The sequence below is a fragment of the Vibrio taketomensis genome, from assembly GCF_009938165.1.
GTDB classification, from domain to species: domain Bacteria; phylum Pseudomonadota; class Gammaproteobacteria; order Enterobacterales; family Vibrionaceae; genus Vibrio; species Vibrio taketomensis.
On sequence record NZ_AP019649.1, the window covers coordinates 668,717 to 694,566 of the forward strand.

A 25,850-nucleotide genomic window follows, 5' to 3' on the forward strand; every position below is an offset into this window, starting at 1 on the left:
GATTAAAATGAGATGGCAGCTCCAACGCTCCAGCTAAGATCTGAATCTTGCATGTCGTAATAGCGGCCATTTGGGCTAAAAAGACTCACTTTGACATATGGGTACAAGCACCAAATGGGCTTCATAGTGCCGATCGACAGTTCCCACTCATTGGCATGTCCTTGGTTAAAATCGATCATGTCTGATTCATCGGTTGCGTAGTGGTGTTCGTAGCGACCTGCGAGATAAATATGGCGATAGTATTTGGCGGCGCCCAGATAAACCGAGTACTGATTCGCGTCATCAACGGTTAGCCAAGTGAAGCCATTGCGAATACGCTCTGCGGTCACGCCTGCTTTAAGTGAAAAATCACTAAAATAGCGGGTCATAGAGAGATCAATTAGATGGCTTTTGGTTTTTACACCATCAATCTCGGCAATTTCGCTCATTAGCCAATCGTCATAGAGTCCATACTCGTAGTAGGCATTAATACTGAGATTGGGTGTTAAGAAGGTGCTGTATCCCACGCCAACCCCGAGCCAGTCATCGGTATCCGCTCCAATAGACAGATAGATCTCATCCGTGACAGAGGCCGAGATATTGATTTCAGAGACATCCTTTTCAATTGAAAGATTGATACCTGCCGTAGCAGTAGAGCAGGTCATCATGACGCTACAAACAATTGAAATGTTTTTCATCGAGTTACCTTAAATAGGCTCCCATAAAATGAGAGCCTTTTTATGGGTTATTTATTTAGGTGTTGGCGAATGTTGTTGCGAATCGCATCACGGTCGATGTGGGTTTGTGGTTTTTCCATAAAGGTGTTGATCCCGCCTTGCACGGTGTCACCACCAATATAGAATCCACCTTCTTTTGAGAATACAAAGTAACCACCTTCGTACTCACCAGATTTAATGCGACGTACGGTATATTCGTTGCCATCGCTGTCTTGGACGGTAAATTCGTTATCACGCCATTCTTGTTTGGTAATGGTGTATTGATTGCCATCTATGTCGATGATGCTATCACCATTGATGGTGTAGCTCGTTTCAGGGCCGCCCCAAGTGGGTTGATCTTCCGGTGCATGCCAAGTTGGCGGTAAACGATCGGGTGTATTGCCATCATCGGTTGGGCCACTCCACATAGGAGGATTACGATCTGGAGTATTAACCGTATCTTCCGGTCCGCCCCAAATTGGCGGTAAACGTTCAGGCGTGTTCACGGCATCTTCAGGTTCATGCCATGTGGGTGGTAAGCGATCAGGGGTAGCCTCAGTGTCTGCGGGATGTCGATCGTTATTCGATGATGAACAACCCATCAAAACCAGTGAACTGAGCAGAGTCGTGGTAAAAAGTGCTTTTTTCATAATCAAACCTAAAGTCATTGAAAACCTGCGACTATGGTATTGATAAGAGATAGTTGACACTAATGGCTATTGATTATGACGCTGATAAGCTCTGGTTATTATCTATTTGTGCACGTAGTACGGATTGGATTTGCTCATTGAGCCAAATGATTAGTGGGTTATTGCGATACTTATTGTGATAGTAAGTAAAGACGGAGTATTGCAACTCTTCGCCATTAACCAACGCTAACATCGAGCGTAAGTGAGGGTAGTGTTGAATTGGGAACAAATTTGAGTGTGGCATAAATAAATCAGTGTGAGTGATCACTTCGACTGCGGCCATGGTGAACTCAGTGCGAAATTTCACATTGGCCTCAATGCCTTCACGTCGCATTACCTCTGCGGCTAGGATAAAGTCATCGTTCCAGCCGGGGGTTATGATGGAGGCGATATCAAACCCTTTCATATCATGAGCAGTGACATGGGGTTTGTTCACTGGGTGGTCGTGTCTCACAATCACTCTCGACGTGAGGTCGACTAAGTGTTTGCGGTAAATTTGTTTCGGAAACTCATTATCGTAGTTCACTCCAAGCAATATTTCGTCGTTTTGAATCTCATCAAAGGTGTTTTTATTCCACGCGACCAATTCGATCGTCACGTTTGGCGCTTGTTGTTGCAGCTGATGAAATAGGGCTCCTGAAAGACAGGCTAAGACGATGGGAGAGACGGCTATTTTGATATTTAGTGTCAAGCTCAGTGGGTTGAATTCTTCAGCTTGATTGAGACTCGCGGCCAGCCCGTCTAAGTGCGGGGTGATGGCGTTTGCCAGTTCAATTGCAAAGGGGGTTGCTTCAAGACCTCCATGTACTTTAACAAACAATTCATCATCAAAATGATGACGCAGTTTTTGTAATGCTTGGCTAATTGCTGGCTGGGAAACAAATAATCGTTTGGAGGCTTTGCGCATATTGCGTTCTTGGTTTAATACCAAAAAAGTGCGCAGAAGATTGAGATCGAGGCTAAAAAATAAATTCTTGTTCATACTGCTCCTAGCGTAGCTATCCAATCACTTCCTTGCGATGTTAATTAGCATAACATCGCAAGGAGCTTGGGCGCTAGATCAGACAGTTAGCCTAAAGCATTCACCACTTTGGCAATAGTGTCACTTGACGTGATCGGAACGATGAAATCATCGAGATCTTGATTACCCATTTTAGCTTGCTCAGCAACGAGCTCCATGTGACTTGGACGAGTGGTTTTGCCGGACAAATGCAGTTGTTTAACGCCTGTCGCGTGCGCAATACGCGCTGCGTTTTCAGGGTTAACGCCGGCACCGGCCATAATTGCCAAACGACCATCTGCCACTTTGACCATTTGTGTCAGTACTTCGATACCAAGTTCGGCATTGGCGGCTAAGCCTGAAGTCAGAATGCGTTCACAACCAAGATCAGCGAGTGCTTCAATTGCTGCCGCATAATCGGCACATTGATCAATCGCACGGTGGAAAGTGATACCAAGATTGTGGCTTTTAGCTCGTTCAGCCAAACGGTGAGCTTGCACTATATCAATATCACCGGTTGCTGTTAGCGTGCCAAATACCACCCCTTGCAGGCCAGCTTGAGCAGCGGCATCAATATCAAGCAGCATTGACTCAATGTCTTCTTCACTATAGAGGAAGTCACCTTGGCGTGGGCGAATCATGGCATATACCGGAACGCTGGAGAGTATGGCTGCTTGGCGCATAAAGCCAAAGCTTGGGGTTAGGCCGCCCAAAGCAAGTGACGAACAAAGTTCAATGCGATTTGCACCACCTTCAATGGCGTAATGGAGGGATTCTAAATTATCAATGCATACTTCTACTTGGTATGTCATAACAAGATTCTCGTAGGGAAAACAGACAATTGCATTGTAGCGAACTAGGCGCAGTAGAACAGGGTAAAAAACGGCAGATTGATTTCCACAATAATTTTCATTAGCAATATTTATCTTATTGAGCCATTACAGATGGAGAGGAGTAAAAAAACAAAGATGTGTAAAAGTGGGTGAGTGAGAGAGGCGAAGCGAAATGCAAATGACAGATATGAAAAAAGCCAGCTCGATGAGCTGGCTTTAGAAGATGGTGGAGGGGGACGGATTCGAACCATCGAAGGCGGAGCCGGCAGATTTACAGTCTGCTCCCTTTGGCCACTCGGGAACCCTCCAGGGTATTTTTATACCTAGCTGATGTTTTCCCAACACGAACAACCAAGTTGTTTCTCATGACAATATCATAAGAAGAAATATGGTGGAGGGGGACGGATTCGAACCATCGAAGGCGGAGCCGGCAGATTTACAGTCTGCTCCCTTTGGCCACTCGGGAACCCCTCCAGGGTTTTTTATACTTAGCTGATGTTTTCCCAACACGAACAACCAAGTTGTTTCTCATGACAATGTCACAAGAGAAATATGGTGGAGGGGGACGGATTCGAACCATCGAAGGCGGAGCCGGCAGATTTACAGTCTGCTCCCTTTGGCCACTCGGGAACCCCTCCAGGGGATTTTTATACTTAGTTGATGTTTTCCCAACACGAACAACCAAGTTATTTCTCATGACAATATCACAAGAAGAAATATGGTGGAGGGGGACGGATTCGAACCATCGAAGGCGGAGCCGGCAGATTTACAGTCTGCTCCCTTTGGCCACTCGGGAACCCCTCCAGGGTATTTTTATACTTAAGAGACGTTTTCCCAACGCATCCCTCAAGTTCGGAGCGCATCATAGCAAACTCATAAACACTGTAAAGCGTTTTTCTTAGGTTTTTGAGTTGAATGATGCCTTTTTGGACAAAGAAGCGTAGAAATGAACATTTCGCTGGCGAAATAAGCGAATAAATTTGCGAATAGTGTAGGAGGATTTACATTCCTTGACGTTACTCCCTCGCTTTACGCTTACAATACTCGGTAGAATTTTCTGGATGAATACAAACAATGAAAAATAAACTGATTTTGAGCTTATTGACGGTTTCAATGTTGAGTGCTTCACCGGCACTGCTGGCGAAAGGACCTCGAGGGCCGATGGCTATAACCGTTGTTTCTGAGCAAGTTCAAACCCACCAAGTTTCACAATCACTTTCTCTCGTGGGTAAATTGGAAGCAGAGCAATCGGTCATGGTGTCACCTGAAACTTCGGGTAAGGTTGAAAACATCGCGGTTGAAGCCAATCAGCAGGTCAAAAAGGGTCAGTTACTTATCCAATTGAACGATGATAAGGCGCGCGCTTCAGTAAAAGAAGCCAGCGCCTATCTAAAAGATGAAAAGCGAAAACTGGCGGAGTTTGAACGCCTCGTGAAGCGCAATGCCATCACTCAAACGGAAATTGATGCACAAAAAACCAGCGTTGAAATTGCACAGGCACGTTTAGATGCAGCGAATGCAAATCTGAAAGATCTGCATATCAGCGCTCCGTTTGCCGGTACGGTTGGTTTTATTGACTTTAGCCGCGGTAAAATGGTCTCTCCAGGAATGGAATTGTTGTCATTAGATGATCTTTCCGTCATGGAACTGGATCTGCAAATTCCAGAGCGCTACCTCTCTAAAATCAACGAAGGCATGAAAGTTACGGCCACAACAAGTGCATGGGGCGAACGCGTCTTTAACGGTGAAGTTGTGGGTATCGACTCACGTATTAATCCTGAAACTTTGAACCTTCGTGTACGCATTCATTTTGCTAACCAAGATCAGCAGCTAAAACCAGGCATGCTGGTGGCAGCTCACATGGACTTTGCGCCAATTAACGCTCCAATCATTCCAGTGCAAGCGCTTGAGTACTCTGGCACTAAACGCTACGTGTATGTGATTGGAGAAGATAATAAAGCGACACGTACTGAAGTGATTTTAGGCGCACGTGTTGAAAACCAAGTGGTGATCAACAAAGGTCTCGAGATTGGTGAGCGCATTGTGGTGCAGGGCATCGTTAATATGCGTGATGGCGCGACCGTTATCGAACAAGGCAGCGCACCGAAGAAAAAGGGTGATCAATAATGTGGTTATCTGATGTTTCGGTAAAAAGGCCAGTCTCGGCACTGGTACTGAGCATGCTGTTGTGCGTGTTTGGTATTGTTTCCTTCTCTAAACTGGCGGTGCGCGAAATGCCAGATATCGAAAACCCAGTGGTTTCGGTGTCGACTCGTTATCAAGGCGCTTCAGCCACCATCATGGAAAGTCAGATTACCTCAGTGCTTGAAGAGCAGCTCTCGGGGATCAGTGGCATTGATGAAATTACTTCCCGTACCTTCAATGGTATGTCACGCATTACTATCACCTTTGAGCTCGGCTACGACCTTAACACCGGGGTTAGTGATGTGCGTGATGCGGTAGCCCGTGCGCAAAGGGCTCTGCCAGAGGAAGCGGACGATCCGATTGTATATAAGAACAACGGATCGGGTGAGGCTTCACTCTATATTAACCTCAGCTCATCTGAAATGGACCGCACCCAACTTACTGACTACGTTGAGCGTGTGTTGATGGACCGCTTTAGCCTGATTTCTGGCGTTAGCTCGGTTGATATTTCAGGTGGTTTGTACAAGGTTATGTACGTCAAACTCAAGCCGGCATTGATGGCGGGTCGCGGCGTGACGACGGCAGATATTACTCAGGCGCTACGCAGCGAAAACTTGGAAAGCCCGGGTGGTCAGGTTCGTAATGATCAAACTGTCATGGCTGTACGTACGGCACGTACTTACCAAGATGTGGAAGATTTTGAGTACTTAGTGGTACGTCGTGCTAGCGACAACACACCAATCTACCTAAAAGATGTTGCTGATGTGTACATTGGTGCTGAAAACGAAAACTCGACCTTCAAAAGCGACGGTGTGGTTAACGTCAGTTTAGGTATTGTGCCGCAGTCTGATGCGAACCCACTCGAAGTGGCGCAACGCGTACATTCAGAAGTAGAGGCGGTACAGAAGTTCTTACCTCAAGGCACGCGTCTTGCTGTTGACTATGATTCAACGGTATTTATCGAGCGCTCAATATCTGAAGTGTACAGCACCCTCTTTGTTACCGGTGCTTTAGTGGTATTAGTGCTGTATGTATTTATCGGTCAAGCGCGAGCGACATTGATCCCTGCGGTGACCGTACCGGTATCTCTGATTTCTTCGTTTATTGCCGCTTACTATTTTGGCTTTTCAATCAACCTTATCACCCTAATGGCGCTGATTCTGTCGATTGGTCTGGTGGTGGATGATGCGATCGTAGTGGTAGAGAATATTTTCCACCATATTGAACGTGGTGAAAGACCACTACTTGCTGCTTACAAAGGCACTCGTGAAGTAGGCTTTGCGGTAATCGCAACCACTTTGGTTTTGGTGATGGTGTTCCTGCCAATCTCGTTTATGGACGGCATGGTTGGTTTGCTCTTTACCGAGTTCTCAGTGTTGCTGGCAATGTCAGTGATTTTCTCATCGCTGATTGCACTGACTCTAACCCCAATGCTGGGCAGTAAGATCCTCAAAGCGAATGTGAAACCGGGCCGTTTCACTCAATTTGTCGATCGTCAATTTGGTCGTTTGGAAGCGGGTTACCGTAAGCTGTTAGGTTATGCACTTAAAGCAAAATGGGCGGCGCCTCTGGTTATCCTTGCCTGTATCGGTGGTAGTTACGGTTTAATGCAACAAGTGCCAGCAGAGCTGACCCCAAGTGAAGACCGCGGCGTTATCTTTGCCTTTGTGCGTGGTGCAGATGCAACCAGTTACAACCGCATGGCGGCGAACATGGATGACGTAGAAAATCGTTTGATGCCATTGTTAGGTCAGGGTTACTTGAAGTCGTTTTCTCTGCAATCGCCAGCATTTGGCGGTATGGCGGGTGACCAAACGGGCTTTGTGATCATGATTCTAGAAGACTGGAATGATCGCACGGTAACCGCGCAAGAGGCATTAGGTGAAATTCGTAAAGCTCTGCATGGTATTGCCGATGTACGTGTGTTCCCATTTATGCCGGGCTTTAGAGGCGGTTCAAGTGAGCCGGTGCAGTTTGTATTGGGTGGCTCTGACTATCAAGAGTTACAAAAATACGCAGAGCAGCTGCAAGTTCTGGCTGAAGAATCACCATTTATGGAAGGCGCAGAGATTGATTACTCAGAGAAAACGCCAGAACTATTGGTCACGGTAGATAAGCAGCGTGCTGCAGAGCTTGGCATTAGTGTGGCTGATATTTCTGATACGCTAGAGATTATGCTTGGCGGTAAACGTGAAACGACCTTTATCGAACGCGGTGAAGAGTATGACGTGTATTTGCGCGGTGATGAAAACAGCTTTAACAACGCGGCTGACTTAACTCAAATCTATATGCGAACTGCATCGGGTGAGTTAGTGACACTCGACTCAGTGACCAAGATTGAGGAAGTCGCTTCAGCGGTGCGTTTGTCGCACTACAACAAGCAAAAGTCAGTGACATTAAAAGCGAACTTATCGGATGGTTACACCTTGGGTGATGCGCTCGATTATCTCGATCAACAAGCGATTGATAAGCTTCCAAGTGACATCAGCATTAGTTACTCCGGTGAGTCAAAAGACTACAAAGAGAACCAATCCAGCATCGTGGTGGTGTTTGCGTTAGCGTTATTGGTTGCTTACTTGGTGTTGGCAGCTCAGTTTGAAAGCTTTATCAACCCACTAGTAGTAATGTTTACTGTTCCGATGGGGGTATTCGGTGGTTTCCTTGGTCTCTTTATCATGGGACAAGGTCTTAATATCTACAGCCAGATCGGTATGATCATGCTTATCGGTATGGTAACCAAAAATGGTATTTTGATTGTTGAATTTGCCAACCAGCTTCGTGATCGTGGATTAGAGTTTGAGAAGGCGGTGATTGATGCCTCTGCGCGTCGTTTGCGTCCGATTCTGATGACTGCATTTACTACGCTAGCTGGTGCGATTCCGCTGATCGTTTCGACTGGCGCGGGTTATGAAAGCCGTGTGGCCGTTGGTACCGTAATCTTCTTTGGTATGGGCTTTGCGACGCTGGTAACACTGTTTGTTATTCCTGCGATGTATCGCTTAATCTCAGCTTCGACGAAATCGCCAGGTCACGTAGAAGCAGAGCTTAATCGTGAACTTGACCATGATACCAAAGGTCGTGTTTCGCACGGTGATATTTAGTCTCTAAGATTGACCGACAGCGAATAAACAAAAACCGAGGCAAGTGCCTCGGTTTTTTTGTCTTTAGAAGAATAGAAACGGCGATTACGCAGCGTCTTCTTGTGGTTCTTCTTCAGTTTCTGCATCAGCAACTGCTGCTACTTTTTTCGCTTTTTTTGGTGCAGGACGACGTTTCGCACCAAGAGCGTAAAGCACTTCTTCTTTGTTCTGTGCTAAGAACATGGCTAAGTCTTCTTGCTTAGCTTCATCTTCTTCTAGTAGCTCGCTTTTACCTAATAGTGCGAAAAGCTCATCTGCCATATCCAGCATTTTGTCATATGCGTCAGCGTCCGCTTTAGAGGTAAAAGTCATTTTCTCTTCTCCGTTGCGTTCTACCACGTACTTAACGATTACAGCCATGGTTGTTCCTCTAGCTCTAATGAATGTTTGATTACTGGCTGTTTATACAGTTTTTAACCAGCGAAGTCTAGCCTTGCGCCTTGAAGTTGCTGCACTCTTAACAGGCTGTCGATAAATACGAGTGTTAGCGCGCCCATTGATAACAAAAGTCGATAAAGGCTTTTAATAATGGGTTTTGGTATTTCTCTTTGTGTACTAGTAGCCAAAATCTGCGCTGCATATCAAGAGGTAGTTCAATGGTCACCACTCGACCATCTTTGATCGCTGCTGCTGCTGCGAGACGGGATAAACACCCCAAACCTAAACCAGCTGAGACACTATTGATCAGCGCTTCGGTGGTATTTAATTCAAACGCTTCATGCCAGTGTTCGATTCGTGGCGCGATAGCTCGTAAGAAAAACTCTCGTGAACCCGAGCCCGCTTCACGCAATACCCATTCGCTGTTTTCCAAATCTCCCACGCTTGGTGAGTCAAGTTTGGCCAGTGGTGAGTTAGGGCTGCAAATGATGCACATTTCATCTTGGCTAAATTGGGTTGAATTGAGCTCAGGATGCAGTGTTTTGCCTTCGATTAAGGCTAAATCTAATTCATAGTCGACCAGTTTTTGGCAAATGAGCGCTGAGTTAGAGATAAACAGGCTTTGTGCTTGGTGCCCCGTTTTTTGACGAAAATCGCTCAGCAGATAAGGGGCTACTTGGTTACCAATGGTATCACTGGCGCCTATGCGCAGCTGGCCGGTTAGCGTTGAATCGTCATCGAGGAGTAACTCAATATCTTGCACACGGTGTAGAAGTTCATCGACCAGTGGCAGTAGCTTTTGTCCTTCTTGATTGAGCACCAAGCGTTTGTTGACTCGGTCAAACAGAGAATGTCCCAGTTGTTTTTCGAGTTCCGACAGTGCCATACTCACCGCCGCTTTGGAAAGATACAACGCTTCCGCAGCCTCAGTTAGGGTGTCGTATTGATTAATAGTGGCAAAAACTTTGAGCTGTTTCAGTGAGATATTAACGGCCATTGTGCTAGTAATTGTCTTTGTTTAGAAAAGTTGAACTTACGTTTTAAATAATTAGATATAACTTAACAAAAGGCAAGCGTAGAATCCGTCGTAAAGATAAGAGAAAGTAAAGAGTGTGAACCATGATCAACGCAACGAAAGCAAAAGTATTTGGCGCGCCAACCCCAATGGCTGGCTTGGCTTTGGGCATCGCGAGTCTCGGATGGTGCTGGGAGAATGCCGTTGCGCTTAATGGTTACGGACAACTTGTTGGTGCCGCGATTGCATCACTACTGCTTGTTATTCTAGCGGTAAAATTTTTGTTTCACCGTCATCTATTGGCGCAAGACCTTGCGCATCCAGTGGTGGGTAGTGTAGTACCAACTTTTGCTATGGCAACCATGGTGGTCTCAAACGCCATCGGTAAATTTGCCCCTGTGGCGGGTGATGCAGTTTGGCTGGCAGCAGTGGCGCTGCATATTAGCTTTTTAGCCAGCTTTGCTTACCACCGTGCGAAAAACTTTGAGCTGTCTCATATGGTGCCAAGTTGGTTCGTGCCGCCAGTGGGTATAGTGGTTGCTGATGTGTCATTTTCAGGTAACCCACATTTGGCTTGGGTTGCACAAGCGACGCTGATTTTTGGTTTGGTTGCTTATGCAGTAATGCTACCTGCAATGATCTACCGACTCATTTTTGCTGGTGAAATTCCAGATGCAGCGAAACCAACCTTAGCTATTATGGCAGCGCCAGCGAGTCTATCGCTTGCGGGTTACTTTACGGTTACTGCGAATCCATCACCAGTGATCATTGCCGTACTGTTTGGTATCGCGGTACTGATGACAGTGGTTATTTACTTAGCGTTTATTAAATTGCTTCGTCTACCATTTAGTCCTGGTTATGCCGCGTTTACCTTCCCAATGGTGATTGGTGCTACCGCGCTATTCAAATTGACTCATTGGATGGTGCAAATGAATATTGCTGAGCACTATGTTAACCAAGTTCATGTACTCGCCGTGGGTGAGCTTTGGGTTGCAACAGCAGTTGTCACTTACGTTGCAGCACGTTACTTCCACTTCTACCAACCACATCGTGTGATTGTGCGTAGCGAGTCAACGGTTGCATAGTGTTCAAGGTGTTCAAGCCACGAAAAAGCCAGATCGAGAGGTGATCTGGCTTTTTGTATAAAGAAACTGCAACCTAGCGCAAACTCTCGTTTTTCCCTCAGTAAACCGCTTTTAGCTATGCTAATCTCAGCCCATTGAGCCAATCATTTGAGCATGCATTTTGTTTACTGTTTACCACTCCAACCAAGTTGATGTTTTAAAGTCTCTCCTCGTGGAACTGGTCAGAATTGATCCATTAGAAAACCCATTCGAGCAAGAACAAATTCTGGTGCAAAGCCCTGGCATGTCTCAATGGTTGAAGATGGCGCTGGCTAAAGAGTTTGGCGTTGCAGCGAATATTGAATTTCCACTGCCAGCGACCTTTATCTGGAACATGTTTACTCAAGTGTTGCCCGATGTACCAAAGCGCAGTGCATTTAACAAAGAATCGATGAGTTGGAAGTTGATGCAAATTCTTCCTGGGCTACTTAATCAGCCAGAATTTGCGCCGCTTGAACGCTATCTTGTCGATGACCATGATAGCTCCAAGCTTTACCAGTTAGCTGAAAAAATTGCCGATATTTTTGATGGTTACTTAGTATATCGCCCTGAGTGGATTGCCAGTTGGGAGGCCGGCCAAGCCGTCGCTGAGATTGGTGATGAGCACCCTTGGCAGCCAATATTATGGCAGGCGCTGTACGATCATACAGTTGCGCTTGGTCAGTCACCTTATCATCGTGCCAATTTGTACGAGCATTTCATTGATAGCCTAGCGAGTTTTCAAGGTCAGCTTGAAGGGCTGCCAAAACGTCTGTTTGTGTTTGGTATTTCGTCACTGCCACCTCGCTATATGGATGCGCTTAAAGCGCTCGGTGAGCATATTGATGTTCATCTAATGTTTACCAACCCTTGTCGTTACTACTGGGGTGAGGTGCGTGATCGTAAATTTCTCGCCAAACTGGCCGCTAAGCAGCGCAAACATTTGGTGTGGCGTGATGAGCAGTCTCATCACGAAGGTGAAAGTGAACAGCTAAAAGGCTCGCTGGAAGACAATCTGCTGTTTGATGCCAATGGCAATGAACTTGCTGGTGATGAATTGCATACGGATGTGGTTGGCAACAGCTTACTGGCTTCGATGGGGAAACTGGGACGTGACAACATGTATCTATTGTCGCAGCTTGAATCCCATGAAATTGAAGCCTTTGTTGAAATTGAGCGAGACTCACTACTGCATCAACTGCAAGCGGATATTCTTAATCTTGAAGAGCATCAAGATGATCACCAACTGATTTCCAGTCATCACAAACAAGCGGTGCAACTTGGGGATCACTCGTTGACACTCCATGCTTGTCATAGCCCGATGCGTGAAGTGGAAGTGCTGCACGATCAGTTGCTGGCAATGTTTGATGCCAACCCAAATCTCAAACCACGTGACATTATTGTTATGGTGGCGGACATCAATGCCTACAGCCCAGCCATTCAAGCGGTATTTGGTAATGCGCCAGGCGAGCGTTACATCCCATATTCGATCTCTGACCGCACTGCCGATCAAGAAAGCCCGATCTTAGCGGCGTTTATGCAGTTGGTGAATTTAGCCAACACTCGCTGCCTTGCCTCTGAACTACTTGAGTTATTGGAAACCCCAAGCATTTTAAGCCGCTTTGGTTTGGCGGAAGAGGAATTTCTCCAAGCCAAGTTATGGGTAGAAGAGTCGGGCATTCGTTGGGGTTTAAATCCCGCAACGGGTAGTGAATTTGATCTGCCTGAGACTGCCCAGAACACTTGGCAATTTGGTATTGAACGAATGTTACTTGGCTATTCGATGCCGGAGTCAGCGGGTTTGTTTACTGATGGTGAACAAACGTTAGCGCCATACAACGAAGTGCAAGGCATGGGAGCGGAGCTGGCCGGCAAATTGGCGCACTTTATTGAAACTGTGAGCTACTATCGCCAAGCTTTGGCACAAACGCAAAATATTGACAGTTGGCGCCAGTTATTGACCAGCATGCTCGATGATTTCTTTAATGTTGAGCTAGAAGGTGAGGTGGCGTTGAAATCGATTCGCGACACCTTAACAGCGCTGAAAGAACAGCTTGAAGATGCCGCTTTTGGTCAAGATCTTGCTCCAAGCATAATGGCGCAATACCTCAACAACAAACTTTCTGGTACTCGTGTCAGTCAGCGTTTTCTTGCTGGTCAAGTTAACTTCTGTACCTTGATGCCAATGCGCTCAATCCCATTTAAAACCGTGTGTTTACTAGGGATGAATGATGGCGTTTACCCCCGTTCTATGCCCCCCGAAGGTTTTGATTTGATGAATGGCCGCACTCGTGCTGGTGACCGTTCTCGTCGTGATGATGACCGTTATCTGTTCCTTGAAGCGATTCTTTCTGCGCAGCAAACGCTGTATATCAGTTACGTTGGTCGTTCGATTCAAGACAACACTGAGCGTGTGCCATCGGTGCTGGTCTCTGAACTGATGGAGTACTGCCACCAAAATTATTGTCTAGCGGGTGATGAAGCGGGCAGTGTGGATGAGAGTGGCGATAAGCTGATTGCCCATCTTCATCAGCACCATACTATGGTGCCATTTAGCTCGGCTGCATTTAGCCACACTGAGAGCAATTTAGTTGGGGCAAGTTACGCCAAAGAGTGGCTGCCAGCGGCGAACCGTTTAGGTCAGCGCAGTGGTGAGTTTAATCGCCAATTGAGCGAGTATTTACTCGATGCCACCTACCCACTAGAGCTTGATTTGGTTGAGCTGCAACGGTTTTGGCGTTTACCGGTACAGTATTTCTTTAATCGTCGCCTGAAAGTGGTGTTTGAACCGCCGCTACCTATCATGCCGGATGATGAGCCATTTGTACTTAATGGCTTAGAAAGCTATCAAATGCGTGATGAGTTGCTGCATAACTTGCTTAAAAACCAAGCCGCACCAGAGCTAGTGGTCGAAGCATTCGTCGCTCAGCAGCGTGCTCAAGGTAAGCTGCCGGTTGCCGCTTTTGGTGAGATTGAGTTTGAAACCAACCGCGTGCAAGCTGAGCAGATGTTGGAAAAATTGAGTTTTGTTTCCAATGCGCCAAGTGATGACATCGAAATCAACCTCAGCCTGAATGTGCTTGGCGATGATAAGTTGATTTATTTGCAAGGTTGGCTGACGCAAAATTATCAATCCGGTTTGGTGCGTTATCGCAGCGGTAAAATTCGTTCTCAAGACTATTTAAGTGCTTGGATCGATCATTTAGCGATGTCGGCGATGGGGACGGCTAAGCGCACGCATATGCTTGGCTATGATCGTAAAGAAGGTGTTGTGCATCTGATTTACCCACCGATTGATGATCCTCAACATGCGAAAAGCTTGTTGTCAGAATTGGTTCGCCTGTTTTATAAGGGCATGACAAAGCCATTGGCGTATTTCCCGAAAACATCATTAGCAGCGATCGAAGCAGGCTTTAGCCGCAGTGGTGAGTGGGTCGATGATGAAGACAAATCACTGAAGAAAATGGCGGATGCGTTTAATGACAGTTTTATCGCTCAAGGTGAAGGTAAAGACACGTATATTTCACGAATTTGGCCACAATGGAACGATGAGTTAGCGCAACAAGTTCGCAGCTTGGCCGCACTGGTGATACAGGCGCCAAGATTACACATGCGTGATGCGCAAGATAATGAGTAAGGGAAGTAAAGGAAATAAGTGGCCGCCAGTAAATCATTATTTTGTGTAGGGCGTTCGCTGTACGGCCACAGGTCAGAGGGACCATGATTCGGTTGGTTAGATGATCCGTTTCGATCACTTAACGCGTGGCACGGATATTATGTATTTAGTCACTAGGGTTCTGTGAGTAGGGTCTCATTGCGGGGAATGCACGCCCAAAAGCAGCATTATTATTCTATTTTTGTGCTCAGCTCACAGTTAGTTGTTGGATTTGCTGAGATTTAAGGTTAAATAAAGGTTTGATTTATATGACATCTTCGTCAGTTGTCACACCATTGGAAACCATGACGTTTCCACTGCATGGTGCCAGATTAATAGAAGCATCTGCCGGTACAGGTAAAACTTTTACCATTGCTGGCCTATATTTACGTCTGTTACTTGGCCATGGCAGTGAAAGTTCTCGTCATCAAGTGCTACTTACTGTCGATCAAATTCTGGTGGTGACTTTTACTGAAGCGGCGACCGCGGAGCTGCGTGATCGTATTCGAGCTCGTATTCACGATGCACGCATCGCTTTTGCTCGTGGTGAAAGCAACGATCCGGTGATCCAACCTTTACTTACAGAAATTCGTGACCATCAACAGGCGGCTTCGATTCTGCTGCAAGCAGAACGTCAAATGGACGAAGCGGCGGTCTATACCATTCATGGTTTTTGTCAGCGCATGCTGACGCAAAATGCGTTTGAATCGGGCAGCCGCTTTGACAATGAATTTGTCACCGATGAAAGTCATCTTAAAGCACAAATTGTGGCCGATTATTGGCGTCGTAATTTTTACCCATTACCGCTAAAACTGGCCGGTGAAGTGCGTTCTATTTGGGGTTCACCGGCGGCACTGCTTGGTGACATCTCAGGCTATTTGATCGGCGCACCGTTAAAGCTTTCTGTGAATGCTATGCAAGGTGATCTTGCTGCTCTGCATCAAACCAATCTTGAGCAAATAGACCAACTAAAAAAACAGTGGCTAGCAGGGCAAAAAGACTACCATGATCTTATTGCTAACTCCGGCATCAATAAACGTAGCTACAGCGCCAAATCATTGCCTGCTTGGCTTGCGGCAGTGGACGAATGGGCGAGCAGTGAAACCACAAGTTATGGCTACCCTGAGCAATTGGAAAAGTTTGCGCAGAATGTGTTAATTGAGAAAACGGCTAAAGGTGAAGCGCCTCAGCATGCGGTATTTGCGGCGATTGAAGCTTTTCTCGCTGAGCCGGTGAGTTTGAAAGCACCATTACTGGCACATGCAATTGAGCATTGCCGTACGATGCTTGCTAAAGCTAAGCAACAAAAGCAGTGGCTATCGTTTGACGATCTACTGACCAATTTATCGGCTGCGATCGATAACGATGAGGCAGGGCTGCTCGCCGAGCGGATTCGCACGCTGTATCCGGTGGCAATGATCGATGAATTCCAAGATACCGACCCACTGCAATACAGTATTTTTAGCCGTATTTATTTGCCGCATCCACAATGTGGTTTGTTTATGATCGGTGACCCGAAACAGGCGATTTACGGTTTCCGCGGGGCAGACATCTTTACCTACATCAAAGCACGTAATCAGGTTTCGTCGCACTTTACCCTTGGCACCAACTGGCGCTCAAGTGCAGATATGGTTGCCGCAGTGAACCAAGTGTTTGAGCTACCAGACAGTGCCTTTATTTATGATCAAGACATTCCTTTTATCCCCGTTGCCCCAAGCCCTAATGCCGAGCAGCGCAGTTGGCAATTGAATGGCATTAAACAACCTGCGCTGACTTACTGGCTGCAAGAAGCCCAAGACAAACCGTTGGCAAAAGGTGAATACCTTGAGGCGATGGCAAAGGCGACCGCCGATCAGATTCAAACCATTTTAACGGCGGCGCAGCAAGGTCAGGCGTGTTTTACTAGCGGTAAAGGTAGCGATGCCATTAAAGCTGGCGACATTGCGGTGTTGGTGCGCACCGGTAGTGAAGGCCGAATGATCAAACAAGCGCTGTCAAAGCAGGGCATTGCCAGTGTCTATCTCTCTAGCCGTGATAGCGTGTTTAGCGCCGCGATTGCCCAAGATGTGCAACGCTTATTGCAAGCCGTGCTGACGCCGGAAAATGATCGTGCCTTGCGCGCCAGTTTAGCCTCTGAGTTGTTTGCTCTCGATGCCGGCAGTTTGGATGCGCTGAATAACGATGAAAGCGTGTGGGAAAATGCGGTTAACGAGTTTAAAGAGTACCGTAAACTTTGGTTGCAACGAGGTGTGCTGCCAATGCTGCGAGCGGTGATGAGTAAGCGCCATATTGCTGAGCGATTACTGGAAGAAGAAAATGGCGAGCGCCATCTGACCGATTTGATGCATCTAGGTGAGCTATTGCAACAAGCCAGTGGTGAATTAGATAGTGACCATGGTTTATTGCGCTGGTTAGCGCAAGCGATCAGTGATGCACAACATGGTTTAGGTGGTAGTGACGATCAAATCCAGCGTCTCGAGTCAGAACGCAATTTGGTGCAGATTGTTACGATTCACAAATCCAAAGGTCTGGAATACGAGTTGGTATTTTTGCCGTTTGTGCTTAGCTATCGAGAAGCGAGTGAAGCGAAATACTACGATGCTCAAAATGATCAAACTATTTTAGATATCACCAAAAATGATGCGGCATTGGCACAAGCAGACAAAGAACGTCTGGCGGAAGACTTACGCTTAATCTATGTTGCCTTAACTCGTGCGGTGTATGGTTGTTTTATTGGTGCCGCGCCGCTGCGCAATGGACGCTCAACCAAAGAACCAACGGGTGTGCATCACAGTGCGATTGGTTATCTGCTGCAAAATGGTCAAGAGGGCAGCATTAGCGATCTTACCAATGCGATTACTCGACAAGCCAATGGCTTGGAGTGTGTGGTACTTAGTGATCTTCCGCCCTCTTATGATGAGCCATTTGTTGCTAATGAGGTGCAAGCCAATACGCTTTATGCACGAGAGCTTGAGCAAGAGATAGATCGCAGTTGGCGTATCACCAGTTATTCCGGTTTAGTTAAGCAAGGCTCTCATCATTCGGCTGATGATGATTTACTGCGTCTGGATGTCGACTCATCCCAAGAGCAAGATGAGCAAGAGCTCGTTGAGCCAGAGCGCTCTATCTTTACCTTCCCACGCGGCGCACGCCCGGGTACGTTTTTGCATAGCTTATTTGAAGAAGTGGAGTTCACTGAACCTGCCAATAGCGAAGCTAACCAACAGGTGATTTTAAGCTTGATGGAAAGCGAGCAACTTGAGCTCGAGTGGCTACCAATCTTGCAGCAGTTAGTTGATACTGTTTTAGCAACGCCGCTTGATGGTAAAGAACTCAGACTCAATCAAAAAACGGCAGCTCAGCGCTTGGTGGAAATGGAGTTTTTACTGCCAATTGAAGTGCTTGCTGCTGCTGAGCTTAATCGAGTGATCCAGCGCAACGACACACTTTCGGCTAAAGCGGGCGATCTTGGTTTTCACACTGTGCAGGGCATGCTCAAAGGTTTTATCGACTTGGTGTTTGAGCATCAGGGAAAATACTATGTGCTGGACTGGAAATCGAATCATCTTGGTGATGAGATTCATGATTATCATGGTGATGCGCTGCGCCAAGCAATGGCTGACCATCGTTATGATCTGCAATATCAAATCTATGCTTTAGCACTGCACCGTTTTCTGCGTAGTCGTGTGGCTAATTACGATTACCAACAGCACTTTGGTGGGGTTTATTACTTGTTCTTGCGTGGCATGGATGGGGAAGGACAACACGGCATTTTCTCCGCCAAACCAAGTTTGCAATTTTTAACCGAATTAGACCTATTGATTGATGGCGAGCCGATTGAAGTTCGCGGTAATTCAGCAGGACAGATGGCACTAGATCTATGAATCATGTAACCAACCCTTTGTTATCACCAGCCCAACAGGCTAATGCACCATTATTGGCTACTTTACAGCGTTTGGCGCAAAAAGGATCGCTACGTCAGTTAGATTACCAGCTGGCTCGGTTTATGTTCAGTAAATCGCACAGCGATGAAATTGCTTTTATCGCTGGCGTGGTGAGTAGCGAACTGGGCAAAGGGCATATTTGTTTGCCACTGTTTGATGCACAGATGCAACCGACGGACATAGCCGCCAAACTGGGTTTGTACGGCGAAGCTGCTCTGGATCTGAATCAGCGCTTGCTGGCGATTAATTGGTCACAAATATTGCTTGAGTCAGCTTGGGTCGCTAAACCAAGTAGTGAGCCACTATTGGCCATGCCATTAGTGTTTGATGGTGCTCGTATCTATTTGCATCGTTACTGGCACTACGAAGTGACGCTTGCGGAGCGTTTAGCGAGCTTTGGGACACCGATGATCCTAAAGCCTAATGATGTACAAAAGCTTGCCCAATTGCTCGATCACTTATTTGCTCGCAGCTATCAATATTTGTTTGCTGCACTTGCCACTGCTGCCGAGCAAACGGGTTTTAATCAGGTGCTGCGCCAACAATTGGTGTGCGACCATTTAGATGTGGTGGATGACAGTCAACTTGATTGGCCTGCGATTGACCAACTGCTTTTACAAGCAAAGCGTGCTGATCAGCTTGCTCCTCTTGAGCAGTTAGTGCCACAAGCCGTGTGTGTAAACTGGCAAAAAGTGGCGGCAGCGATTGCGCTAACTAAGCGTTTTGCGGTGATTTCTGGCGGCCCAGGTACCGGTAAAACCACCACGGTAACCAAATTGCTGGCGGCCCTGATTGAGCAAGCGCAAAGCATCGAAGGTGATAATGGCCGAGTGCCTACCATTAAGTTGGTGGCACCAACGGGTAAAGCAGCGGCACGTCTAACCGAGTCAATTGGTAAAGCGGTGGCAGAGTTGCCAGTAAGCCCTGAGCTTAAAGCGGCGATTCCAACTGAATCGAGTACCTTGCATCGCCTACTTGGTGCTATTCCTAATAGCGTTGAGTTTCGTCATAGTCGCACCAATCCGCTGCATTTGGATATTCTGGTGGTCGATGAAGCGTCGATGGTCGATCTCTCAATGATGTATAAGCTGGTGGATGCACTACCTAAACATGCACGTCTAATCCTGCTTGGCGATAAAGATCAGTTAGCCTCGGTAGAGGCTGGGGCGGTGCTGGGAGACATCTGCTCATTCCATCAATATGGTTATAGCCAAACCCAAGGCGAGCTTATTGCGCAGTTATCGGGTTATCGCACGTTGGCGCAAAGCGAGCAAAAAGGCAGCCAAGTAGGTGACAGCTTATGTATGCTGCAAAAGAGTTATCGCTTTGATGCGCGTTCAGGTATCGGTCAGCTCGCGAAAGCGGTCAATGCAGGTTCGAGCTTTAACTATGATGCCGTTTGGCAGCGTAATTTTGCTGATATTGAGCAATATCCATTGGATATGCAGCACTACAATCAACTGATTCAAACTATGGTAGTGGAGTATAGCGGTTATCTAAAACGTATTCGCCAGCGTCAGTTAGATTCGGCAACTGAACAATTAGAATCGGTGACGCAACTTGCCAAGGCAGGTTTGGATGCATTTGCTCGCTGTCGTTTGTTGTGTGCGATCCGTGAGGGTGATTTTGGTGTGGCGGGCTTAAACCTGCGCATTGAGCGGGCTTTAGTCGCGCGTAAGTTAGTGCAAACTCAGGATGAGCTTTGGTACCACGGTAGGCCAGTAATGATCACGCGTAACGATCATGCGTTGGGTTTATATAATGGTGATATCGGCATCTGTATTTGGGATGATTCACTGCAAGAGCCACGCTTAAAAGTGTTTTTTGAACTGCCAGATGGTAGCGTGAAATCAGTGCTACCAAGCCGTGTGCCAGAACATGAAACCGCCTATGCGATGACAATACATAAATCTCAGGGGAGTGAGTTTGAGTTTACACTGATGATTTTGCCAAAAGAGTACAGTCCGATTTTAACCCGCGAGCTGATTTACACGGGTATTACTCGTGCCAAAAAGCGTTTGGCCATGTATGTACAACCGGATGTGGTCAAGCGTGGCATTAAGGTTATGACAGAACGTGCCAGTGGTTTAGTTGAGCGTATGAAAGCATGAAAAAAAGGGGGGAAGACCTTCCCTGGTTTATCTGTCTAGCTTGAAATCGCTGCGTTTATTTGGATAAACGTCAATACAAGTAATTTCAAGTTATGTCGGTAGTCTTAGCCTTCCTTGGGCTTCGCCAGCAAGCAAAGGCGAAATTAGTTAAATACAGTGGTAAACGAAATATTGCGAATTTTGTATTCTACTTGGTAACTCAGCATGATGTTCTTAAGGCTATCGTTGACCGGAAACACACAGTGAACATTGAGATCGGTCAGTAGTTCGTTTTCTGCCATATCCCAGAAGCTTTGCAGCGAGTTACAAATGATGGTTCTCATGACGTTTGTTTGCTCATAGTTGATGTTGTTATCGACCTAAAGCAATCCATGCGTCTAGCGGAGCTAGAATATGTGAATCCTGTTTCACAATTTTGAAATCGAGTGAATAATATACAACTTATGTTATGAAATAAAGCGCATTTTTGATTCTGTGTAAAAAACTCCCGAACGATGGATTCATGATTCGGGAGTTTTGCTTTTCAGCTGGGTTTAGCAAGCAATCGCAAGGACTTTAGAGTTACGTTGGTAGTTGTAGAGATTCTTTTTCTGGGTTGGTAATGAATCAACCCCAACTTCACTGAACCCTTGCTCGCGGAACCAATGCAAACTGTGAGTGGTCAAGACAAAAAGCTGCTCAATACCCTGCTGACGACATTGTTGACGCATATGATTGAGCAAGACTAGGCCACGATTGCCATCACGATATTCTTGATGAATCGCCACGCACGCCATTTCTGCCATGCTTTCGTCCAAGTATGGATACAGAGCCGCGCAGCCGATAATCAAACCATCTTTTTCGATAATAGTGAATTGATGAACCTCACGTTCAAGCTGTTCACGAGAGCGACGCACGAGTATGCCTTGCTCTTCAAGTGGACGAATCAAATCCAAAATACCACCAATATCGTCAATCTTGGCCAGACGTACACGCTCTGAACTGGCGTAAACCACTTGTGTACCGATACCATCGACCGAGAACAGCTCTTGGATTAAAGCGCCATCGACTTTGTAGCTGACTAAGTGACTACGTGGTACACCAGCGCGGCAAGCGGTAATTGCTGCGCGCAGAAAACGCAGCGAGCCAGAAGAGTTGTCACTTGATTGATCTACGTCTTGCTCAAGCTTCTGTAAAATCGCTTCGGCTTCACGAGGAACCAGTTCAGCGATAACGCCGCCACGCTCATCCAAAATGCCTTGCTCAGAACAAAAGCCAATCAGTTTGTCGGCATTGAGACGAATGGCTAGTTGCGTTGCGACTTCTTCTGAAAGTAGGTTAAAACTCTCGCCAGTCACTGAGCTCGCGATAGGGCCCAGTAGCACAATTGAACCTTGATCCAGCATGCGGTTGATGCCTTCAATATTGATCCGGCGAATTTTACCGCTATGACAATAATCGACTCCGTCATCGACACCAAGCGGTTGAGCAATAACGAAATTACCGCTAACTACATTGAGTTGTGTACCCGCCATCGGCGTATTGTTGAGGCTCATTGAAAGTTGGGCTGTAATCGCTAATTGCAGTTGTCCTGCCGCTTGCATAACTAGTGGTAATGATGCTGCGTCGGTAACCCTTACCCCTTTGTGATAGGCGTTGGTTACATTGTTCTTTGAGAGGATGTCGTTGATCTGTGGTCGAGCACCGTGCACCAATACAACCTTGACGCCCAGGCTATGTAACATGGCTAAATCACTGATAATATTTTTGAAATTATCATCAGCTACTGCTTCGCCACCCAGCATGATCACCACCGTTTTCCCTCGGTGTGCGTTCACATAAGGCGTTGACTGACGAAATCCTTTTACGAGTGCTGTACTACGAATTTTCACAACGAATCCATTTGGTGAATTAATATGTAATTATAATGCAAATTTATTCTTTAATGAGCAAGCGATTTTTGGAATAAGTGTCGAAGAAACTATCGCTTAGTTTGTCGGCAAATTGAGTGCGTGTTATACAGCCTGAGTAGTCTACAGTTCGGTGGAGCTAAGGTGTATGAGCCTTACAGTGAAAGGAAAAATGTCACAATCCCAACCTTATTCAAAAAAAAGGAAAGGTTTAGAAGCGCTTGCTTGGTTGGGAGCGATAGTGACCACCTACTTTATTTTTCAGGGCTGTGTTTTATTGCATGAAAAGTATCAACGCTTTACGCATCCTAACTCATTGATCTACGGAGTGTGGATTGAACATGATGTCGCTTCCTATCAAGCTGAGCGTATTGTGATTAATGAACATGGTGTGATCGTTAATGGCGGCGTAGTCGACACCGATTTTGAATTTGATGGCGATTACCTTGTCTATCAACATGGAACCCAAGAGCGTCGATTCAAATTCCAATATGAGAATTGGGACCAGATGACTCTGCAAACGCAATTTGGTTATAAACCTGTATTTATTAAGTCGAGTGTGGGTGGTTTGTAGATAAAATGCTCAGCTCAGATTAGTGAAGCTTGGTCTTACGCGTTATTTTGCCAACAATTCACTTTGATCAGATTGACTCTAGCATCTAGAGTTTGTCATGCTCGCAACATCTACCTAAGTGACTTCAATATAATGAAAAAAATGCTTCCATTAGCCGTGGCTTCTTTACTTTTTGGTTGTGCACAACCAACGGATCGTGCGCAACAGTATTTTGACCAAGAGTTTACGGCGACTCTCAATCAAACCCAAAAGATTCACTCTGTAGCACCACGAGATTTTACTGAGTTTGCTAAGCAAGCTGAGCAAGTGGTGGACAACTCGCCTTCGATGGCAAAAGTGTACCAACCACTCTATGAGCAACTTAATCAGTGGGTGCTAGAGAGTGGCGATCCGAGTCAACTCGCCAAATTTGGCGTTCAAACCGCCCAATTAGGTGGTGGTGACAAGCAAGGTAATGTGTTGTTTACCGGTTACTTCTCACCAGTGATGGAGTTGCGTCATCAAGCTAACGAAACCTATAAATACCCCGTTTATGCCAAACCAGATTGTGATAAAAACTGCCCAACTCGCGCTGAAATCTATGCCGGGGCTCTGAATGGTCAAGGCTTAGAGCTTGGTTATGCAGCCAACATGATTGACCCATTTTTGATGGAAGTGCAGGGCAGTGGCTTTGTTCATTTTGAAGATGATGACACGCTTGAGTATTTTGCTTACGGCGGTAAGAACAACAAAGCATACGTTAGCATTGGTAAAGTATTGATTGAACGCGGTGAAGTACCTCGTGAAAAGATGTCGATGAAAGCGATCAAGGATTGGGTACTGGCAAATGACGAAGCCACAGTGCGTGAAGTGCTTGAGCAAAACCCCTCGTTTGTCTTTTTCCAACCACGCGCGGATGCACCGGTAACGGGCTCTGCGGGGATTCCACTTCTACCGATGGCATCGGTAGCGGGCGATCGTTCTATTCTTCCTATGGGTACGCCAATTCTGGCTGAAGTACCATTGCTAAACTCAGATGGTAGTTGGAGTGGGGCGCATCAATTGCGTTTATTGATTGTGTTAGATACCGGTGGCGCAGTAAAACAAAATCATCTGGACCTTTACCATGGTATGGGGGAACGAGCGGGCCTAGAGGCTGGTCACTATAAACACTTTGGCCGCGTGTGGAAGCTGGGTTTAGAAAATTCAGCGACTCAAGCGCCTTGGGCGATGCCACCAGAGAAACAAAACTAATTGTTTTACGCTCAAGCCGTTTGTCGTAGCAAAGAGCGAGTATAGACATTTCCATAAAGAGTGCGTATAAATCGCACTCTTCTTTTTTCCAAACGATTTACGGACTCGATTTATGCGTGAATTAGACACCCCGGCTTCAGATAATTACAACCAACGCTTTGGTGGTACCCGTCGTCTTTACGGCAATAGTGAAGTGGAAATTCTCCGTGCTGCACACGTGTGTGTGATCGGTATTGGTGGTGTAGGCTCTTGGGCGGTGGAAGCGTTAGCGCGCACTGGTATTGGTGAACTGACATTGATCGATATGGACGATGTGTGTGTGACTAATATTAACCGTCAGATTCACGCGATGAGTGGTACGGTTGGTCAAAGCAAAATTGAAGTGATGGCTGAGCGCGTTAAGCTAATCAACCCAGAGTGTAAGGTTAACTTGATTGATGACTTTATTACTCCAGATAACCAGCATGAGTACCTGACGAAAGAATATGACTACGTGTTGGATGCGATTGATAGTGTGAAAGCGAAAGCGTCACTATTGGCGTACTGCCGCAGTAACAAAATTAAAGTGATTACTACAGGTGGAGCAGGTGGTCAGGTTGACCCGACACAAATTCAAGTCGCTGATTTAACGAAGACAATTCAAGACCCTCTGGCAAAGAAAATTAAAGATACCTTACGTCGTCATCATAATTTTCCAAAGAACCCACAACGTAAATTTGGCATTGACTGCGTATTCTCGACTGAGCAGCTAAAATACCCACAAGCTGATGGTAGTGTGTGTGGCGTTAAAGCGACTGCAGAAGGACCTAAACGTATGGACTGTGCCAGTGGTTTTGGTGCCGCAACAGTGGTGACTGCAACGTTTGGTTTTGTAGCGGTATCACGCATTGTTGAAAAACTGATTCAAAAGTACAAAAAGTAGGAGCCAGCATGTCAACGTTCCCTCAAAACCCGTTTGGCTCAGAAATCAACGCAGATGATGTTATTGCGACTATGCAACAAATGCGTGGTTGGGAAGATCGTTATCGCCAGGTGATTCAATGGGGTAAAAAGCTCCCTGTGATGCCAGAGGCGTTCAAATCTGAGCAAGTCACAGTATCTGGTTGTGAAAGCCAGGTGTGGTTAGTCAGCGAACAGGTCGATAATACTTGGTTTTTCTGCGCGGATTCTGATGCGCGCATCGTTCGTGGTTTGATTGCATTGGTGATGGCTGCGTTTAATGGTAAAAGCAGCGAACAGATTCAACAGTTTGATGTTGATGGTTATTTTGAGCAATTGGGTTTAATTGCGCACCTTAGCCCATCGCGTGGCAACGGCCTCAAGGCGATTGTTGAGCAAATTAAGCAACTCGCTGCTTAATAAGCCTCTGTTGCATAAAAAGTTCAGTTTTAGTCCCGCTAAATTGGCGGGATTTTTGTATTTATTTTCCCTTGTGATTAAAATTTA

General features: G+C 46.3%; 18 protein-coding genes and 4 tRNA genes. 10 read left to right on the plus strand and 12 right to left on the minus strand.

The features are described 5' to 3' along the window. Positions 1-2: 2 nt before the first annotated feature. From Vt282_RS03120 to Vt282_RS03155, 8 genes are all read right to left on the minus strand, one after another. Positions 3-677, minus strand: a complete 675-nt coding sequence (locus Vt282_RS03120) for a hypothetical protein (RefSeq protein ID WP_162062529.1) — start codon at positions 675-677, stop codon at positions 3-5. 47 nt (positions 678-724) lie between these two features. Then, positions 725-1,345 (minus strand): hypothetical protein, encoded by a 621-nt coding sequence (locus tag Vt282_RS03125; protein WP_232055089.1) that lies wholly within the window; start codon positions 1,343-1,345, stop codon positions 725-727. 73 nt (positions 1,346-1,418) lie between these two features. Beyond that, a complete protein-coding gene (locus Vt282_RS03130; protein ID WP_162062531.1) occupies positions 1,419-2,366 on the minus strand; it encodes a LysR family transcriptional regulator in 948 nt (315 codons plus the stop codon). A gap of 86 nt (positions 2,367-2,452) precedes the next feature. After that, positions 2,453-3,196, minus strand: a complete 744-nt coding sequence (locus Vt282_RS03135) for a copper homeostasis protein CutC (protein ID WP_162062532.1) — start codon at positions 3,194-3,196, stop codon at positions 2,453-2,455. Between the two features lie 245 nt (positions 3,197-3,441). After that, positions 3,442-3,525: transfer RNA gene (locus tag Vt282_RS03140), tRNA-Tyr, on the minus strand. A gap of 81 nt (positions 3,526-3,606) precedes the next feature. Continuing rightward, positions 3,607-3,691: transfer RNA gene (locus Vt282_RS03145), tRNA-Tyr, on the minus strand. 79 nt (positions 3,692-3,770) lie between these two features. Then, positions 3,771-3,855 (minus strand) — tRNA-Tyr (locus Vt282_RS03150). 81 nt (positions 3,856-3,936) lie between these two features. Next, positions 3,937-4,021: transfer RNA gene (locus Vt282_RS03155), tRNA-Tyr, on the minus strand. Positions 4,022-4,291: 270 nt separating this feature from the next. Here Vt282_RS03155 and Vt282_RS03160 point away from each other — a divergent pair. Beyond that, on the plus strand, positions 4,292-5,344 hold the full coding sequence (locus Vt282_RS03160; protein ID WP_162062533.1) for an efflux RND transporter periplasmic adaptor subunit: 1,053 nt from the start codon (positions 4,292-4,294) through the stop codon (positions 5,342-5,344). Then, positions 5,344-8,463, plus strand: coding sequence for a vibriobactin export RND transporter permease subunit VexH (gene vexH, locus Vt282_RS03165; protein ID WP_162062534.1), 3,120 nt, complete (start codon positions 5,344-5,346; stop codon positions 8,461-8,463). The genes Vt282_RS03160 and vexH overlap by 1 nt, the downstream gene beginning before the upstream one ends. Before the next feature lie 84 nt (positions 8,464-8,547). Here vexH and Vt282_RS03170 read toward each other — a convergent pair whose 3' ends face one another. Together Vt282_RS03170 and Vt282_RS03175 are read right to left on the minus strand one after the other, a co-directional pair. Further along, positions 8,548-8,862 carry a YebG family protein gene (locus Vt282_RS03170; RefSeq protein ID WP_162047003.1) on the minus strand — a complete coding sequence of 105 codons (315 nt, stop codon included), beginning with the start codon at positions 8,860-8,862 and terminating at the stop codon, positions 8,548-8,550. Between the two features lie 124 nt (positions 8,863-8,986). Beyond that, entirely contained in the window at positions 8,987-9,877 is an 891-nt protein-coding gene (locus tag Vt282_RS03175; protein WP_162047002.1) for a LysR family transcriptional regulator, read from the minus strand. Positions 9,878-9,999: 122 nt separating this feature from the next. On the opposite strand from Vt282_RS03175, the gene Vt282_RS03180 reads away from it, so the two are divergent. From Vt282_RS03180 to recD, 4 genes are all read left to right on the plus strand, one after another. Then, complete coding sequence (locus Vt282_RS03180; RefSeq protein WP_162062535.1) at positions 10,000-10,980, plus strand: TDT family transporter; 981 nt, start codon at positions 10,000-10,002, stop codon at positions 10,978-10,980. A gap of 160 nt (positions 10,981-11,140) precedes the next feature. Further along, positions 11,141-14,635 carry an exodeoxyribonuclease V subunit gamma gene (recC, locus tag Vt282_RS03185; RefSeq protein ID WP_162062536.1) on the plus strand — a complete coding sequence of 1,165 codons (3,495 nt, stop codon included), beginning with the start codon at positions 11,141-11,143 and terminating at the stop codon, positions 14,633-14,635. Positions 14,636-14,922: 287 nt separating this feature from the next. Continuing rightward, complete coding sequence (gene recB / locus Vt282_RS03190; RefSeq protein WP_162062537.1) at positions 14,923-18,537, plus strand: exodeoxyribonuclease V subunit beta; 3,615 nt, start codon at positions 14,923-14,925, stop codon at positions 18,535-18,537. Next, positions 18,534-20,708 (plus strand): exodeoxyribonuclease V subunit alpha, encoded by a 2,175-nt coding sequence (recD, locus tag Vt282_RS03195; protein ID WP_162062538.1) that lies wholly within the window; start codon positions 18,534-18,536, stop codon positions 20,706-20,708. Before recB ends, recD begins: the two co-directional genes overlap by 4 nt. A 143-nt stretch (positions 20,709-20,851) precedes the next feature. Here the strand turns inward: recD and Vt282_RS03200 are convergent, their stop codons facing one another. Both Vt282_RS03200 and argA read right to left on the minus strand, forming a co-directional pair. Beyond that, a complete protein-coding gene (locus Vt282_RS03200) occupies positions 20,852-21,031 on the minus strand; it encodes a hypothetical protein (RefSeq protein WP_162046997.1) in 180 nt (59 codons plus the stop codon). A gap of 210 nt (positions 21,032-21,241) precedes the next feature. Then, positions 21,242-22,579, minus strand: coding sequence for an amino-acid N-acetyltransferase (gene argA / locus Vt282_RS03205; RefSeq protein WP_162062539.1), 1,338 nt, complete (start codon positions 22,577-22,579; stop codon positions 21,242-21,244). A 166-nt stretch (positions 22,580-22,745) separates the two neighbouring features. On the opposite strand from argA, the gene Vt282_RS03210 reads away from it, so the two are divergent. The 4 genes from Vt282_RS03210 (at position 22,746) to csdE (ending at position 25,763) form a co-directional block, all read left to right on the plus strand. Beyond that, the gene (locus Vt282_RS03210; protein ID WP_162062540.1) at positions 22,746-23,171 is read left to right on the plus strand and encodes a DUF2850 domain-containing protein; all 426 of its coding nucleotides are present in this window, start codon (positions 22,746-22,748) and stop codon (positions 23,169-23,171) included. 132 nt (positions 23,172-23,303) lie between these two features. Beyond that, on the plus strand, positions 23,304-24,404 hold the full coding sequence (gene mltA / locus Vt282_RS03215) for a murein transglycosylase A (protein WP_408647116.1): 1,101 nt from the start codon (positions 23,304-23,306) through the stop codon (positions 24,402-24,404). Positions 24,405-24,516: 112 nt separating this feature from the next. Then, positions 24,517-25,326: a tRNA cyclic N6-threonylcarbamoyladenosine(37) synthase TcdA gene (gene tcdA / locus Vt282_RS03220; RefSeq protein ID WP_162062541.1), complete on the plus strand. Its 810-nt coding sequence runs from the start codon at positions 24,517-24,519 to the stop codon at positions 25,324-25,326. 8 nt (positions 25,327-25,334) lie between these two features. Then, a complete protein-coding gene (gene csdE / locus Vt282_RS03225; RefSeq protein WP_162046994.1) occupies positions 25,335-25,763 on the plus strand; it encodes a cysteine desulfurase sulfur acceptor subunit CsdE in 429 nt (142 codons plus the stop codon). The last annotated feature ends 87 nt before the right edge of the window (positions 25,764-25,850 follow it).

Coding starts and splice junctions, on each gene's coding strand:
- recD (WP_162062538.1), top strand. CDS start 18,534: ATGAATCATGTAACCAACCCTTTGTTATCACCAGCCCAACAGGCTAAT.
- Vt282_RS03120 (WP_162062529.1), bottom strand. CDS start 677: ATGAAAAACATTTCAATTGTTTGTAGCGTCATGATGACCTGCTCTACT.
- Vt282_RS03135 (WP_162062532.1), bottom strand. CDS start 3,196: ATGACATACCAAGTAGAAGTATGCATTGATAATTTAGAATCCCTCCAT.
- csdE (WP_162046994.1), top strand. CDS start 25,335: ATGTCAACGTTCCCTCAAAACCCGTTTGGCTCAGAAATCAACGCAGAT.
- mltA (WP_408647116.1), top strand. CDS start 23,304: ATGAAAAAAATGCTTCCATTAGCCGTGGCTTCTTTACTTTTTGGTTGT.
- Vt282_RS03175 (WP_162047002.1), bottom strand. CDS start 9,877: ATGGCCGTTAATATCTCACTGAAACAGCTCAAAGTTTTTGCCACTATT.
- Vt282_RS03180 (WP_162062535.1), top strand. CDS start 10,000: ATGATCAACGCAACGAAAGCAAAAGTATTTGGCGCGCCAACCCCAATG.
- recB (WP_162062537.1), top strand. CDS start 14,923: ATGACATCTTCGTCAGTTGTCACACCATTGGAAACCATGACGTTTCCA.
- tcdA (WP_162062541.1), top strand. CDS start 24,517: ATGCGTGAATTAGACACCCCGGCTTCAGATAATTACAACCAACGCTTT.
- Vt282_RS03160 (WP_162062533.1), top strand. CDS start 4,292: ATGAAAAATAAACTGATTTTGAGCTTATTGACGGTTTCAATGTTGAGT.
- Vt282_RS03210 (WP_162062540.1), top strand. CDS start 22,746: ATGAGCCTTACAGTGAAAGGAAAAATGTCACAATCCCAACCTTATTCA.
- Vt282_RS03130 (WP_162062531.1), bottom strand. CDS start 2,366: ATGAACAAGAATTTATTTTTTAGCCTCGATCTCAATCTTCTGCGCACT.
- Vt282_RS03200 (WP_162046997.1), bottom strand. CDS start 21,031: ATGAGAACCATCATTTGTAACTCGCTGCAAAGCTTCTGGGATATGGCA.
- vexH (WP_162062534.1), top strand. CDS start 5,344: ATGTGGTTATCTGATGTTTCGGTAAAAAGGCCAGTCTCGGCACTGGTA.
- Vt282_RS03170 (WP_162047003.1), bottom strand. CDS start 8,862: ATGGCTGTAATCGTTAAGTACGTGGTAGAACGCAACGGAGAAGAGAAA.
- Vt282_RS03125 (WP_232055089.1), bottom strand. CDS start 1,345: ATGAAAAAAGCACTTTTTACCACGACTCTGCTCAGTTCACTGGTTTTG.